Annotated in this window: 13 protein-coding genes; 9 read left to right on the top strand and 4 right to left on the bottom strand. The window is 71.0% G+C overall.

Going from position 1 to position 14,400, the window contains the following annotated elements; translation table 11 throughout:
* Window positions 1-37 precede the first annotated feature (37 nt).
* The 8 genes from ABZZ38_RS01000 (at window position 38) to ABZZ38_RS00965 (ending at window position 9,163) form a co-directional block, all read left to right on the top strand.
* Complete coding sequence (locus tag ABZZ38_RS01000; protein WP_356734371.1) at window positions 38-1,288, top strand: PLP-dependent aminotransferase family protein; 1,251 nt, start codon at window positions 38-40, stop codon at window positions 1,286-1,288.
* A complete protein-coding gene (locus tag ABZZ38_RS00995; RefSeq protein WP_356734370.1) occupies window positions 1,285-2,571 on the top strand; it encodes an ATP-grasp domain-containing protein in 1,287 nt (428 codons plus the stop codon). The genes ABZZ38_RS01000 and ABZZ38_RS00995 overlap by 4 nt, the downstream gene beginning before the upstream one ends.
* 51 nt (window positions 2,572-2,622) lie before the next feature.
* On the top strand, window positions 2,623-3,735 hold the full coding sequence (locus ABZZ38_RS00990; protein WP_356734369.1) for an LLM class flavin-dependent oxidoreductase: 1,113 nt from the start codon (window positions 2,623-2,625) through the stop codon (window positions 3,733-3,735).
* A gap of 155 nt (window positions 3,736-3,890) precedes the next feature.
* The gene (locus tag ABZZ38_RS00985) at window positions 3,891-4,394 is read left to right on the top strand and encodes a flavin reductase family protein (RefSeq protein ID WP_356734368.1); all 504 of its coding nucleotides are present in this window, start codon (window positions 3,891-3,893) and stop codon (window positions 4,392-4,394) included.
* Between the two features lie 90 nt (window positions 4,395-4,484).
* Complete coding sequence (locus ABZZ38_RS00980; protein WP_356734367.1) at window positions 4,485-6,173, top strand: GH3 auxin-responsive promoter family protein; 1,689 nt, start codon at window positions 4,485-4,487, stop codon at window positions 6,171-6,173.
* On the top strand, window positions 6,170-7,066 hold the full coding sequence (locus tag ABZZ38_RS00975) for an alpha/beta fold hydrolase (protein ID WP_356734366.1): 897 nt from the start codon (window positions 6,170-6,172) through the stop codon (window positions 7,064-7,066). The genes ABZZ38_RS00980 and ABZZ38_RS00975 overlap by 4 nt, the downstream gene beginning before the upstream one ends.
* Window positions 7,059-8,312, top strand: a complete 1,254-nt coding sequence (locus tag ABZZ38_RS00970; protein ID WP_356734365.1) for an enolase C-terminal domain-like protein — start codon at window positions 7,059-7,061, stop codon at window positions 8,310-8,312. Before ABZZ38_RS00975 ends, ABZZ38_RS00970 begins: the two co-directional genes overlap by 8 nt.
* Complete coding sequence (locus tag ABZZ38_RS00965) at window positions 8,309-9,163, top strand: FAH family protein (protein WP_356734364.1); 855 nt, start codon at window positions 8,309-8,311, stop codon at window positions 9,161-9,163. Before ABZZ38_RS00970 ends, ABZZ38_RS00965 begins: the two co-directional genes overlap by 4 nt.
* 42 nt (window positions 9,164-9,205) lie before the next feature.
* Here ABZZ38_RS00965 and ABZZ38_RS00960 read toward each other — a convergent pair whose 3' ends face one another.
* Window positions 9,206-10,828, bottom strand: a complete 1,623-nt coding sequence (locus ABZZ38_RS00960) for an ATP-binding cassette domain-containing protein (protein ID WP_356734363.1) — start codon at window positions 10,826-10,828, stop codon at window positions 9,206-9,208.
* 55 nt (window positions 10,829-10,883) lie between these two features.
* Here ABZZ38_RS00960 and ABZZ38_RS00955 point away from each other — a divergent pair, with 55 nt between their 5' ends.
* Window positions 10,884-11,750 carry a hypothetical protein gene (locus tag ABZZ38_RS00955; protein ID WP_356734362.1) on the top strand — a complete coding sequence of 289 codons (867 nt, stop codon included), beginning with the start codon at window positions 10,884-10,886 and terminating at the stop codon, window positions 11,748-11,750.
* Here ABZZ38_RS00955 and truA read toward each other — a convergent pair.
* The 3 genes from truA to ABZZ38_RS00940 form a co-directional block, all read right to left on the bottom strand.
* Window positions 11,724-12,578 (bottom strand): tRNA pseudouridine(38-40) synthase TruA, encoded by an 855-nt coding sequence (truA, locus tag ABZZ38_RS00950; RefSeq protein ID WP_356734361.1) that lies wholly within the window; start codon window positions 12,576-12,578, stop codon window positions 11,724-11,726. The two genes, ABZZ38_RS00955 and truA, sit on opposite strands and share 27 nt — an antisense overlap.
* 97 nt (window positions 12,579-12,675) lie before the next feature.
* Entirely contained in the window at window positions 12,676-13,188 is a 513-nt protein-coding gene (gene rplQ / locus ABZZ38_RS00945; protein WP_290111863.1) for a 50S ribosomal protein L17, read from the bottom strand.
* Between the two features lie 89 nt (window positions 13,189-13,277).
* Window positions 13,278-14,300 carry a DNA-directed RNA polymerase subunit alpha gene (locus ABZZ38_RS00940; protein WP_003956430.1) on the bottom strand — a complete coding sequence of 341 codons (1,023 nt, stop codon included), beginning with the start codon at window positions 14,298-14,300 and terminating at the stop codon, window positions 13,278-13,280.
* Window positions 14,301-14,400 lie beyond the last annotated feature (100 nt).

Here is a 14,400-nt window from a genome sequence, read left to right as displayed (position 1 = left end):
ACTGCACGGGGGAATCGCCGACCCCGAGATGGATTCCATGCGAATCCTCAGCGAGACGGCACTGAGATTCCCCGACGCCCTGTCGTTCTCATCGGGCGCTCCGTACGACGGCAACCACGACCTGAACAATCTCACCCATTACGTGGACCGCTATATCGAGCACCTGCGTGACGAAGGTGTGCCGGAGCAGCGCATCACCCGGCTCCTCTTCCAGTACGGGCCGGTGAACGGCCTGATCCAGGACGAGGTCGCCCGCATGCTGAAGCAGGACGAGAACATCGACGTCCCGGCCGAAGCGATCATGATCACGCACGGCTTCCAGGAGGCGGCCCTGGTGGCCCTGCGCGGCCTGTTCGCCTCCCCCGACGACGTGCTGCTGTCCGTCTCCCCCGCCTACGTCGGCATCCGGGGCGCGGCGCGCATGCTCGACATCCCGATCCGCGGCATTCTCGAAGGGCCGGACGGGCTCGACCCCGAGGCCGTGGCCGAGGCCGCCCGCGCGGTACGGGCCGAGGGCAAGCGCGCGGTCGCCCTCTACCTGGTGCCCGACTTCTCCAACCCGTCCGGCACGGTGCTGCCGCTGGAGGCGCGCGAGCGGCTTCTGGAGGTGGCCGCCGAAGAGGACTTCGTGGTCCTGGAGGACAACCCCTACGGCCTCTTCGCCCGTGACGGCGAGTCGATGCCCACCCTGAAGTCCCTGGACACCCGCCGCCGGGTCGTCTACCTCGGCTCGTTCGCCAAGTCCGCCTTCCCGGGCGCCCGCCTCGGCTACCTGGTCGCCGACCAGGAGGTCACCGACGCCACCGGGGCCACCCGCACCCTCGCCCAGAGCCTCTCCAAGGCCAAGGCGATGTTCACGGTCGGGTCCTCCACCCTCTCCCAGGCGGTGATCGGCGGAATCCTCGTCGAGAACGGCTACGACCTGCGCTCCGCCACCCGTGAGCTCGCCGCGGTCTACCTGGAGCGGCTGGACGCCACCCTGGAGGCGCTGGCCGAGCACTTCCCGGCCGGCGAGGACCACGGGGTGACCTGGAACACCCCGCGCGGCGGTTTCTTCCTCACCCTGACCGTCCCCTTCACCGCGGACCTCGCGGCGATGGAACGTTCCGCCAGGGACTACCGGGTGAGCTGGGCGCCGATGAGCATGTTCTACCTCGACGGCGGCGGCCGGCGGGAAATGCGGCTCGGCTTCAGCAACCTGGCCCCGGAGGCGATCCGCGAGGGCATCTCGCGCCTCGCCCGCTTCATCAAGGAGACCCCGCGCGAGACTCCGGAGGAACAGGCATGAGCACCTCCCCGTCACCCGCCGCCCCGGCGCCCGGCACCACGCCGCCGACCGCCGTCGTCGTGGACGGCTACTCGGCCGGCAACTTCTACCCGGCGGCCTTCACCGCGGTCGGCGCCCGCGTGATCCACGTGCAGAGCACGCCGGAGCTCATCCCGACGATGCTCGCGCCGGACCTCACCGCGTACGCCGAGAACATCGTCTGCTCCGAGGAGGACCGGCTCGTCGAGCTGCTCCGCCCGTACTCCCCCGTCGCCGTCGTGCCCGGCCAGGAGTCCGCGGTGCAGCCGGCGGACCGGCTCTCCGAGGCGCTCGGGGTGAAGTCCAACGGCACCGCGCTCTCCGCGGCCCGCCGTGACAAGTACGAGATGATCGAGGCCCTGCGCCGGGCCGGGGTGCGCTGCGCGGACCAGTACAAGAGCGACGACGCGGAACTGCTCGTCAAGTGGGCGCAGGACCACGGCAGCTGGCCCGTGGTGGTCAAGCCGATCAGCTCCGCCGCCTCCGACGGCGTGTTCATCTGCGACAGCGCCGAGGAGGTGCGCGCCGCCGCCCGGCACGTCCTGGACACCCGCGACATCTTCGGCTTCGCCAACGCCGAGGCGCTCGTCCAGTCGTACCTCAGGGGCACGGAGTACGTCGTCGACACGGTCAGCTGCGACGGGCGGCGCTTCGTCTCCGGTGTCTGGCAGTACGACAAGGTCCTGCTGCCCTCCGGCCAGAACATCTACAACCGCGACATCCTCCTGTCCCCGGACGAGGACCCCGTCCCCGCGCTGATCGACTACATCCACGAGGTGCTCGCGGCGCTGGACGTCCGCTGGGGCCCCGCCCACGCCGAGGTCATCGTCACCGACCGGGGGCCGGTCCTGGTCGAGATCGCCACACGGCTCAACGGCCAGCTCAACCCCGGCTTCCAGGAACTGTGCCTGGGCGCCGACCAGGCCGGGCTCACCGCGCTGGCCTACACCCGCCCGGAGGAGTTCCTCCGGGAGTACGCCGGCCGGGTCTACCGCAAGCTGCGGTCCGCGTACAGCTACAACCCGGGTACCACCCTCGACGGTGTCGTGGCGGAGGTCGACCAGGAGATCGTCGCCCGGATCAACGCGCTGCCCAGCGTGTTCCTCACGAGCGTCAAGTACGCGCCGGGGGCCCGTATCCGCCCGACCACCGACCTGCTGACGGCCGCGATGAGGATCTACCTGACCTCGGCCGACGACGAGCAGCTGGTCGCCGACTACGAGACGGCGCGTGAGCTGAAGGACTCGGTCTACCGCCTGGCGTGACCTCACGCCCCTTCGCCTTCCCCACCACACCACCCATGCTGGAGGACAGCAGTGCACAGCCGTATCGGCCTCTTCCTGTCACCCGTCCACGAGACGGGGCAGGACCCGCATCTGGCGATTCACCGCAATCTCGACCTGGTGGAGCACGCCGACCGCCTGAACTTCGACGAGGCATGGTTCGGTGAGCACCACACCCTGGGCTGGGGTCTCGTCGGCGCGCCGGAGACCATGATCGCCGCCGCGAGCCAGCGCACCCGGCAGATCAAGCTCGCGCACGGCGTGGTCCCGCTCTCCGGGCACCACCCCTTCCACGTCGCCAGCCGCGCGGTGCACCTGCACCACCTCGCCCGGGGCCGCTACATCCTGGGCGTGGGCCCCGGTGTGCCCTTCGACGCCGGCATGTTCGGCCTCGACCCGAAGGTGCAGCGCAAGCGGCTCGACGAGGCCCTGCCGACCGTCCTCGAACTGGTCAACGGTGACGAGCGCGTCACCCAGAAGACCGACTGGTACGAGCTGAAGGACGCCAAGCTCCAGCTGCCCCGGTTCGGCCCCGGCCCGATCGAGGTGGCCATGGCCACCTCCGGCACCTCGGTGACCAGCCCCCGGCTCGTCGGCCGGTACGGGCTGAGCATGACGTCCTTCGCGCTGCCGTTCGCCCTGATGACACCGGGTGCGCCGGACCACATCGGGCTGGCCCAGCAGTGGAAGCACGCCGAGGAGGCCGCCGACGAGTTCGGGCAGACCCTGCGCCGCGAGGACTGGCGCATCGCCCTGCCGGTGCATGTCGCCGAGACCAGCAAGCAGGCGTTCGCCGAGGTCCGCGAGGGCTACGACCGCTGGCTCTTCGAGTACTTCGGCAAGGCCGCCGGCCGTGAGGTCCAGCCCCCCGGAACCCCGCGGGAGAAGCTCCTGGAGGCCCGGGTGGAGGCGGGCGGCGCGCTGGTCGGCTCCGTCGACGAGGTGGTCGCCGGAATCCGCCGCATGCAGGAGGCCACCGGCGGTTTCGGCACCCTGCTGGTGTACGTGGCGGACTGGACCTCGTACGAGAACACCAACCGCAGCCTGGAGCTGCTCGCCCGGCACGTGGCACCGCGGATCACCGGTGCCGCGGCCCGTCCGCAGGAGGCCGTCGACTGGGCGATCGCCGGTCGCGCGGCGCGGTAGCCGCAGCCGATTTCCCGCGTCTCGGGCCTGATCCCAAGGACAGGCCCCAACGGCGGCGCGGGCGTCCCGGCAATCCCGGGACTCCGCGCCGCCGGTGATCCGAGGCCCTCACCGCCGACCAAGACCGTCCGCCGGACCGAGTGGAAACGCATCGCATGCTGCAACAGACCGAGCCGGTACAACACCCCCTGGATCAGCGCTCGTTCCGTGACATTCTGGGCCGTTTCACCACCGGAGTCGTGCTCGTGACCGCACAGGCGGCGCACGGCCCCGTGGGGATGGCCGTCAACTCGTTCACCTCCGTCTCGCTCGACCCGCCGCTCGTCGCGCTGTGCGCGGCGTACACCTCGACCACCTGGCCGGACATCCGGGCGACGGGGAGCTTCGCGGTCACCATCCTCGGCGAACGCCACGCCGGGCTGTGCCGCCTGTTCAGCGAGCGCGGTGCCGACCGGTTCGCGGGCCGTGACTGGGCGTACACCCGGGCCGGACATCCCATTCCGGCCGACGGACTGGGCTGGCTGGACTGCGAGATCACCGCGATTCACCCGACCGGTGACCACGAACTGGTCGTCGCGTCGGCAGCCGAGGGCGCCCTGGCCGACTCCGCGGAGCCGCTCGTGTTCCACGCGGGCCGGTTCCGCGGGCTCGTCGCCTGAGCCATCCGCGGCCACCGCGGCCACGTGAGCCACCGGGGTCATGACTGACCGGCACCACTGTCAGAACGAGTTGAGGGAGAAACCGAAGCCGTGGGCAGTTCGCACTGGCACGAGCACTGGAACGCGCGCCGCAGCCCATTCATCGAGGAGTGCCGGCAGGCCCGCGCGACCCTGCTGGCGGACCTCAAGGACCCCTACGGGGCGCAGGAACGGGTCCTGAACGACATCATCGCCCTGTGCGCCGACTCGCTGCGATGGAAGGAGCGCGGTTACGACGCCGTCACCGCCGACCCGACGACGTTCCGCGACGTCGTCCCGGTGATGCGGTACAGCGACTTCACCGCGGACATCGACCGCGAGACCCGCACCAAGGGCGGTGTCCTGTCGTGCAGCCCGGTGCTGCGCTGGCTGAAGACCAGCGGAACGACCGACGTCCCGAAGCGGATCCCGTACACCCTGCACTGGCTGCTCACCTACCGCATCCCGGCGATGCAGGCCATGTGGGGCACGTACATGGAGCACCACCCCGAGATCCTCGCTCACCCGCACGCCACACTCGACACCCAGACCGTGTACGACAACGTCGACGACTTCCTGTATGGCGTCCAGTACCAGGCGATCAGCAACCGCCACCCGCGGATCAACAGCCGGGACTGGAACCCGCCGTGGTCCGCGGCCCCGTGGTTCGGCACCGAGGCGCCGTCCTCGCACGCCGGGCGGATGTACCACCGGATCCGCCACCTCGTGGGCAAGAAGCTGCACTTCATCTCGGCGATCAATCCGAGCACCCTGATCTCGCTGCGGGACCTGATCGCCGCGCACGGTGCCGAGCTGGTCCGTGACCTCGCCGAGGGCACGCTGGAGGGCAGGCCGTACACCGACCCGGACCCCGAGGCGGCCCGCCACCTCCAAGGCGTCCTGGACCGGGGCGAGTTCGCCCTCACGGACGTCTGGCCCTCGCTGCGGCTCTACAGCTGCTGGCTGTCGTCCTCCGCCGGGCTCTACCAGTCCCGGCTGGACGCCGTGCTGCCGGGCGTCGCCGGCATGCCGTTCATGAGCTGCGGCACCGAGGGAGTGACCACCGTCCCGGTCGACGACTCCCTCGACAGCCAGCCCCTCGCGGTGAACCAGGCCTTCTTCGAGTTCGTACCGGCCGAGGTGGAGCTGGGCGCGCTGCTGGACGCGGGCCAGCGGGTCGACACCCTGCTGTTCGACGAGGTGGTGGAGGGCCGCGACTACCACCTGATCATGACGCAGGCCAATGGCCTGCACCGGCTGTGGAGCGGGGACATCTACCGCGTCGACCGGATCACGGACGGCACACCGTGGGTGCACTTCGTCCACCGCAACGACATCTACCACTCCTTCACCGGCGAGAAGATCACCGAAGCGCAGGTCACCCAGGCCATCGAACAGGCCCTGGCGGACCTGGGGCTGCCGGTCGGGCTCTACATGTGCGGGCCGCAGTGGGCCGAACCGCCCCACTACGTGGTGGTCGGCGAGACCACCGAGCCGGGGCCGGAGCTGGACCGGGCGCTGTCGGAGACGGTCGACCGCGCGCTGGGGACCATCAACATCGAGTACGCGTCCAAGCGGAGCAGCGGCCGGCTCGGCCCGCTGTCCTTCGCCACGGTCCCGCACGGCGCCATCGCGGCCTACGCCGAATCACGCCGCCAGCAGGGCAACGCCACCCAGTACAAGTACAAGCCCTTCCAGAAGGACACCGACTTCGCCGCCGACCTCCTCGGCGTCACGGCAGCGACGGGAGCGCACCGGTGATCGAGACGAAGAGGCCGCCGCAGAACCTCCGCCGGGAGATCATCACGCTCCCGGCCGACGACGGCACCGAACTGGCACTCCACCTGTGGCAGCCCAGGCAGCGGGCCAAGGGAGCGATCTTCTACTTCCACGGACTGCAGAGCCACGCCGGCTGGCTGTGGGAGGTGGGTCCGCGATTCGCCGACAACGACATCGCGTTCTTCGTCCTGGACCGGCGCGGCAGTGGCATCAGCGGCGGACCGCGCCACGAGGTCCCCGATGTGGACACCGTGATCGCCGACTACACCGGCGCGCTGGCCCACGTACGGGAGCTGATCGGCGACGAGATCCCGCTGACCCTGTTCGGGCACTGCCTGGGCGGCTCGTTCCTGGCCGCCCTGCTGCACCACCGCGCCTTCACCGTCCGTTACGACGCCGCGGTCTACTGCTCGACGTGGCTGGGGCGGCTGCACTCGCTGCTGGGCGGGGAGGAGCGCGCGGCGCTGGCCGCCGAGCGCTCCACGGAGCTGTGGGACGCGGGGCTGAAGTCGCAGGACTTCACCGACGACCCGCGCTACCGGCACTTCATCGACCACGACGACCTGGCCCTGCGGGAGATCACCCGCCGGTCCCGCGCCACCCTGCTGGGCCTGGAACGCCTCTACCTGGACCCGCACCACCCGGACCGGCGGGAACTGCCGGACGTGCCCGCGGCGTTCGTGTCCGGTCTGACCGACCCCATCATCGATCTCGACGACACCCACCGGGTGTTCAACCGGATGGTCTCCGACGGGGGCATGATCATCAAGTTCCCGACCGACCGGCACTACCTCTTCTACACCGATGTCCGCGACGACGTGGTCGACTGGGCGTCGGCGTACACCCTGCTCCAGGCCGTGGACCGCGATGTCTGAGGCCGAGGCGCGGCTGTACCGGGTGGCGCTGCCGATGCGCATCGGCTTCGACCACCCGGCGGCCCGCCGCTCCACCAGCGACAGCCTCGTGCTGAGCCTGACCGTCGACGGGGTGACCGGCCTCGGGGAGTGCGCGCCGCGGTCGTACGTCACGGGCGAGACGACCGCGAGTGTCACCGAGGCCCTGCGCCGCGTCCCGATGGACCGGCTGTTCGCCCGGCTGCGGGAGGCGGCGCCGCAGGAGCTTCTGGCGCGTCTGCGGGAGGACGGCTTCGAGGCGGCCCTCGGCCTGGACCTGACGGGCGCCGGGGCCGCCCGGCCGGAGGACGGCGCGGGACCGGAGGGCCCGGAGCGGCCCGGCGCGCACAACAACCTGGTCTGCCTGCTGGAGACGGCGGTCCTGGACCTCCTCGGCCACCGGCTCTCCGCCCCGGCCGCCGAGCTCCTCCCCGCCACCGCTTCGGGAGCCGCCGGCCCGGCCACCCTGCCGGTGTCGCAGGTCCTCGACCTCAGCATCGAAGTGGAGGAGTTCCTGGACACCCGGGGCCCCTTCCACTTCGTCAAGGTCAAGGCCTCCGAGGACATCGACCGGGACGCCCGCACGGTCACCGCCATCCGGGACCGGCTCGGCCCGAAAATTCCCGTCATGGTCGACGCCAACATGAGCTGGACCCCCGCCACCGCCGTGCCGTACGCGCGGCGGCTGCGCGACGCCGGGGTCGACCTCGTGGAGGAGCCACTGCCCCGGCGCTCCTGGGAGGCCCTGCGCACGCTGCGCCGCGCCTCCGGCATCCGCGTGATGCTCGACGAATCGGTGTGCACGCTCGCGGACGCCCGCGCCGCGGTGGCCGCCGAGGCGTGCGACGCCGTGAACGTACGCGTCGCGAAGAACGGCGGCCTGCTGAACGCCGCGCGCCTGGTCGCGTACGCGCGGAGCGCGGGCCTCGCCTTCCAGATCGGCGTGCAGGTCGCGGAGACGGGCCCGCTCATCAACGCCGGCCGGGCGCTGGCCTTCCGCAGCCCCGACGCCCTGACCGTCGAGGCCGGCCAGTCCGACCGGTTCTTCCCCGGCCCCGAGATGATCGTCTCACCGCGCCCCCTGGTGGACCGCCGGGCCAACACCCTCGCCCCGCCCCCCGGCCCGGGCTTCGGGATGCGCCTGACCCCCGCGGCCGCCCGCTGGGCGGTCCTGACCTGGGCCCATGGCCACTGGTATCCCACCACCCCCGAGGAGAACTCACGATGACGGTTCTGTACGAGTGCGTCCACCAGGGCGAACGGCACTTCGGTCTCGGCTCGCCCGAGGACACCGTCCTCGGGCTGTACCCGCTGGGCGACACCGACCTGCGCGGCGCCCTGCTCGCGGCGGGCGGCGACACGGAGGCGTTCATCAACGCCGTGACCGAGGGCCGCACACCGCTCCCGGTCCCGGCCACCGACGTACGCTTCCGGCCCCCGCTGCTGCCGGAGTCCGTCGGCGACGCCCTGGTCAGCGGTTTCATGGCCACCCACAACGTCAAGGTCGACGACAGCACGCAGACGCAGCCCAACTGGTTCTTCAAGGGCCTCGGCGACGTACTGAAGGTCCCCGGCGAACCGCTGCGCGCGCCGGCCGGCTCCGTCGCGCTGACCGAGGAGGCGGAGGTCGTCCTCGTCTACCTCACCGACGAGCACCGCACCCCGCACTACGCCGGATACACCTTCGGCAACGACCTCACCGACATCGGCCGCTTCAAGCGCCACAACGGCCACCTGTCGTACGCCAAGCTCTGCGACGCCGGCGTGGCCCCCTGGCTGTTCCTGGGCACCCCGCCCCGCCACGTCGCCGGCCACGTCACCATCGAACGCGACTCCACCCCGGCCTGGGAAGGCACGTTCACCACCGGGATCAAGGCTCTCCACTACGGCCTGCGGGACATGATGTCCGGCCTCTTCTCCCACGAGGCCCTGCTCCACCCCGGCCGGGTGCACTACGTCTACCTCGGCGCCGACCGCAGCAGCTTCCACGGCGGCTTCACCATGGCCGACGGTGACCGGGTCGAGATGCGGTTCACCACGCACGGTGTCCGGCTGTCGAACCCGGTGTCCGCCCCCTGACCGTCGACGCGGCCCGGCCCCGGCGCGGTGGGGCGGCGTGCCCTACCGCGCCCGGTCCACCCTCCGCTCGTCCCACACCGGCTCCGACGTCTCCCGGACGACACCATCGGCGCCGAACACCAGGAAGCGGTCGAAGGCCCGCGCGAACCAGCGGTCGTGCGTGACGGCGAGGACCGTGCCCTCGTACGCCTCCAACCCCACCTGAAGCGCCTCGGCCGACTCCAGGTCCAGGTTGTCCGTCGGCTCGTCCAGCAGGAGCGCGGTGGTCCCGGCCAGCTCCAGCAGCAGGATCTGGAACCGGGCCTGCTGCCCGCCGGAGAGCCGGTCGAAGACCTGGTCGCCCTGGCGCTCCAGCTCGTACCGCCGCAGGGCCGACATCGCGCCGCCCCGGTCCTTGGCGTGCTCGGTCCACAGGATGTCCACCAAGGACCTCCCCGCCGGCTCGGGGTGGGCGTGCGTCTGGGCGAAGTGCCCGGGCACCACCCGCGCGCCCAGCTTCCACTCACCCCGGTACGCCACCGACGGGTCCCCCGCCAGGAGCCGCAGGAAGTGCGACTTGCCGGACCCGTTCGAGCCGAGCACGGCCACCCGCTCCCCGTAGAAGACCTCCAGCGAGAACGGCTTCATCAGCCCCGTGAGCTCCAGGTCCGCGCACGTCACCGCCCGCACCCCCGTGCGGCCGCCGCGCAGCCGCATCCGGATGTCCTGCTCGCGCGGCGGCTCCGGCGGCGGACCGGCCTCCTCGAACTTCCGCAGCCGGGTCTGGGCGGCCTGGTAGCGGGAAGCGAGCCCGTCGTTGTACGCGGCCTTGTTCTTCAAGGTGTGGACCAGCTGCTTGAGTTGCGCGTGTTTCTCCTCCCAGCGCCGTTTCAGCTCCTCGAACCGCGCGAACCGCTCCCGCCGCGCCTCGTGGAAGGTCGCGAAGCCGCCTCCGTGCACCCACACGTCGGACCCCGCGGGCCCCGGCTCCACGGCGACGATCTTCTCCGCGGCCCGCGCCAACAGCTCCCGGTCGTGCGAGACGAACAGCACGGTCTTGCGGGTCTCGGCGAGCCGCTCCTCCAGCCACCGCTTGCCCGGGACGTCGAGGTAGTTGTCCGGCTCGTCCAGCAGGAGGACCTCCTCCGGGCCGCGCAGCAGCGCCTCCAGGACGAGCCGCTTCTGCTCTCCCCCGCTCAGCGTCCGCACGTCCCGGAACTGCGCCTTCTCGTAGGGGACGCCCAGCGCGGCCATGGTGCACATGTCCCAGACGGTCTCGGCCTCGTACCCCCGCGCCTCCGCCCAGTCGCTCAGCGCCTGCGCGTACCGCATCTGCGCCCTCTCGTCGTCGACGGTCATGATCAGGTGCTCGGCCTCGTCGACCACTGCCGCCGCCTCGCGGATCCGGGCGGGCGCGACCGACACCAGCAGGTCGCGCACCGTCCGCTCGTCCCGTACGGACCCGACGAACTGCGGCATCACCCCCAGCCCGCCGCCGACGGTCACCGTGCCCCCGTGCGGCTGGAGCTCCCCCGAGATCAACCGCAGCAGCGTCGTCTTACCGGCGCCGTTCGCGCCCACGAGCGCCACGACGGCACCCTCGCCCACCCGGAACGACACGTCACCGAGCAGCACCCGCCCGTCCGGCAGGTAGTACTCCAGATGCGCGACCTCTACATGACCCATGCCGCGATTGTCGCCGGGGAACGGTCGCGGTCCCAACCGGTTTAGGATGCGCGGCATGAGCTTTGGGGGATCGCAGTGGCCGCAGGAGCCGCACCAGCAGAACCAGACGTACGGACAGCAGGCCCATACGCCGGACTGGAGCGCGCTCGCCGAAGCCTCGGCCGCCCGCCAGCGCCGTAGGCGATGGCTCCTCATCGGCGGCGGCGCGCTCGCGACGGCCCTCATCGGCACGATCATCGCGGTCGCGATCGTCTCCACGAACAACGGCACCACCGATGACAACAGGGTGGCGGGCGACACCACCGCCCCCGAGCTCCCGGACGCCACCACCGAACCGCAGCCGTCCTTCTCGTCGGTCGCTCCCCCGCCCCCGCCGAACCCGATGGACTTCATCAACAGCGCCCGGAAGGACAGGGCACCGCTCACCCCGGAGTCCCTCTTCCCGGGCAAGAAGCTCACGGTGGGCGACCGCGTCTACAAGAAGGGTGCTCTCGCCTCCACCACCACGTGCGCGGCCGCCGCCGAGGACGGTCTCGGCGCGATCCTGCAGAAGCACGGCTGCACCCGCGTGATCCGCGCCACCTACGAGAGGGACGGTGTGGCGATCACCGTCGGTGTCGCGCTGTTCGACACCCAGGCCGCCGCCACCAAGGCCAAGGAGGAGGTGCGGGGCGGTGTGCTCCCGCTGGCCGGCTCCGGCGTCGACGGCTTCTGCCGCTCCCAGACGGTGTGCCTGCGCCGCGCCAACGCGCTCGGCCGGTACGCGTACTACACGCAGGCCGGCTTCACCAGCGGCAAGAAGGTCACCAAGGCCGACGACGCCGTCTTCAAGACCAGCGACGACCTCGGCACCTTCGCCTTCAACCAGATCTACGCCCGCGGTCGCGCCCAGGCGTCAGCAGCAGCCGCCGGCGGCCAGTGACCGCTTGTTGCGGGCCTCCAGGTTGCGGGCGGCCAGCAGCTCGTCGGCCGGGTAGCCGACCTCCTCCAGCGTGAGGCCGTGCGGCCGTACGACATGGACGGCCGAGTCCCGGACCCCCGCGGCCAGCACCTTCCCCGGCCACTCCACCGGCCGGTGCCCGTCGCCGACGAAGAGCAGCGCCCCGACCAGCGAGCGCACCATGTTGTGGCAGAAGGCGTCGGCCCGGACCGTCGCCTCCAGGACGCCGGACGGCAGCCGCTCCCACCGCAGCTCCTGGAGCGTACGGATGGTGGTGGCGCCCTCGCGCCGCTTGCAGTAGGCCGCGAAGTCGTGCTCGCCGACGAGCCGCTCGGCGGCGGCGTTCATGGCGTCCACGTCCAGCGGCCAGTCGTGCCACAGGACGTGCCCGCGCAGCAGCGGGTCGACGCCACCGGGGTTGTCGGTCACCCGGTACGCGTACCGCCGCCAGATCGCCGAGAACCGCGCGTTGAAGCCGCTCGGTGCCTCCGCGACGCGCCAGATCCGCACATCGTGCGCCAGCCGCCCGGCGAGCCGCCGCAGCAGCTTGTCCCGGTGCTCGGCCCACAGCGTCTCCGGCAGGTCGACATGGGCGACCTGCCCGCGCGCGTGGACACCCGCGTCGGTCCGGCCGGCCACGGTCAGCTCGTACGTCTCGGACGACCGCGTCACGGTGCGCAGCGCGTCCTCGATCTCCCCCTGGACGGTGCGCTGACCGCCGGCCTGCTTGGCCCAGCCGTGGAAGTCCTTGCCGTCGTACGACAGGTCCAGCCGCACCCGTACGTAACCGGGCTCCACCTCATCGCTCACGCGACAGATCCTCTCAGAGCAGTACAACGCGGAACGGGCCCGCCCCCGTGAGGGAGCGGACCCGTCCGTCAGCCTTCAGAAGCCCTCGGAACGCGGTTCAGGCGTCCTTGGACTCGTCGGCCTTGGCCTCGTCAGCCTTGGCCTCCGCCTCGTCGGCCTTCGCCTCGTCGGCCTTGGCGTTGGCCTCGTCGGCTTCCTTCACCGCGCGCTTGGTCGCGGCCTCGGCCTCGGCGACGGTCGCCTTCTTCGCGATCTCGCCCTCGACCAGCTCGATCACGGCCATCGGGGCGTTGTCGCCACGACGGTTGCCGATCTTGGTGATGCGGGTGTAGCCACCCGGGCGCTCGGCGTAGCGCGGGGCGATCTCGGTGAAGAGCGTGTGGACGATGCCCTTGTCCGTGATCGTCTGCAGCACCAGGCGACGGTTGTGGATGTCGCCCTTCTTCGCCTTGGTGATCAGGCGCTCGGCGACCGGACGCAGGCGGCGGGCCTTGGCCTCGGTCGTGGTGATGCGGCCGTGCTCGAACAGCGACTTCGCGAGGTTCGCGAGAAGCAGCTTCTCGTGCGCGGCGCTGCCGCCCAGACGGGCACCCTTGGCGGGCTTCGGCATGGTGTTTCTCCTTGTGATCTGCACCGGCCGTATCAGGTACCGGTGTCAGGACCCCACAGGCGGACGCCTGCGGGCAGCGATCGCAGCTACTAGTACTGCTCGGTCTCGACGAAGCCCGCGTCCGCGTCGTCGTCCGCGCCGAAGGCGTCGGCGGCGGCGGTCGGGTCGAATCCGGGCGGGCTGTCCTTGAGGGCCAGGCCCATGCCGGCCAGCTTCGCCTTGACCTCGTCGATCGACTTCGCACCGAAGTTGCGGATGTCGAGCAGGTCGGCCTCGGAGCGCGCCACGAGCTCACCCACGGAGTGGATGCCCTCACGCTTGAGGCAGTTGTAGGAGCGGACCGTGAGCTCCAGCTCCTCGATCGGCAGCGCCAGGTCGGCGGCGAGCGCGGCGTCCGTCGGGGACGGACCCATGTCGATGCCCTCGGCGTCGATGTTGAGCTCGCGGGCCAGACCGAACAGCTCGACCAGGGTCTTACCGGCCGACGCCATGGCGTCACGGGGACGCATGGCCTGCTTGGTCTCGACGTCGACGATCAGCTTGTCGAAGTCGGTCCGCTGCTCGACTCGGGTCGCCTCGACCTTGTAGGTGACCTTGAGGACCGGCGAGTAGATGGAGTCGACCGGGATACGGCCGATCTCCTGGCCCACCTGCTTGTTCTGGACGGCGGAGACGTAGCCGCGACCGCGCTCGACGGTCAGCTCCATCTCCAGCTTGCCCTTGCCGTTCAGCGTGGCGAGCACCAGGTCGGGGTTGTGCACCTCGACACCGGCCGGCGGGGCGATGTCGGCCGCGGTCACGAGGCCCGGGCCCTGCTTGCGCAGGTACATCACGACCGGCTCGTCGTGCTCGCTCGACACGACCAGCTGCTTGATGTTGAGGATGAGGTCGGTGACGTCCTCCTTGACGCCCGGCACGGTGGTGAACTCGTGCAGGACACCGTCGATGCGGATGGACGTGACCGCCGCACCCGGGATCGAGGAGAGGAGCGTACGGCGAAGCGAGTTGCCGAGCGTGTAGCCGAAGCCCGGCTCCAGCGGCTCGATGACGAACCGCGAGCGGTACTCGTCGACAACCTCTTCGGTCAGCGAGGGGCGCTGAGCGATAAGCATGGTGTGTTTCCTTCAGTCGTGGACGCCCGCTATTTGACGTCCTCGGATACTGCAAGGGTACGGGCGGTACGCCCCCGAAGGGCCGTACCGCCCGGAACCC

Source organism: Streptomyces sp. NPDC006368 (genome assembly GCF_040612535.1).
Lineage (GTDB): Bacteria > Actinomycetota > Actinomycetes > Streptomycetales > Streptomycetaceae > Streptomyces.
Note: the sequence above shows the minus strand (reverse complement) of the source record. Positions and strands in the feature narration are given on the sequence as shown.

What these genes read in the sequence shown, in the direction of transcription:
- ABZZ38_RS00965 (WP_356734364.1), top strand. Translation starts at nt 8,309, where the DNA reads ATGACGGTTCTGTACGAGTGCGTCCACCAGGGCGAACGGCACTTCGGT.
- ABZZ38_RS00970 (WP_356734365.1), top strand. Translation starts at nt 7,059, where the DNA reads ATGTCTGAGGCCGAGGCGCGGCTGTACCGGGTGGCGCTGCCGATGCGC.
- ABZZ38_RS01000 (WP_356734371.1), top strand. Translation starts at nt 38, where the DNA reads ATGCGAATCCTCAGCGAGACGGCACTGAGATTCCCCGACGCCCTGTCG.
- ABZZ38_RS00960 (WP_356734363.1), bottom strand. Translation starts at nt 10,828, where the DNA reads ATGGGTCATGTAGAGGTCGCGCATCTGGAGTACTACCTGCCGGACGGG.
- ABZZ38_RS00940 (WP_003956430.1), bottom strand. Translation starts at nt 14,300, where the DNA reads ATGCTTATCGCTCAGCGCCCCTCGCTGACCGAAGAGGTTGTCGACGAG.
- ABZZ38_RS00995 (WP_356734370.1), top strand. Translation starts at nt 1,285, where the DNA reads ATGAGCACCTCCCCGTCACCCGCCGCCCCGGCGCCCGGCACCACGCCG.
- ABZZ38_RS00985 (WP_356734368.1), top strand. Translation starts at nt 3,891, where the DNA reads ATGCTGCAACAGACCGAGCCGGTACAACACCCCCTGGATCAGCGCTCG.
- rplQ (WP_290111863.1), bottom strand. Translation starts at nt 13,188, where the DNA reads ATGCCGAAGCCCGCCAAGGGTGCCCGTCTGGGCGGCAGCGCCGCGCAC.
- ABZZ38_RS00955 (WP_356734362.1), top strand. Translation starts at nt 10,884, where the DNA reads ATGAGCTTTGGGGGATCGCAGTGGCCGCAGGAGCCGCACCAGCAGAAC.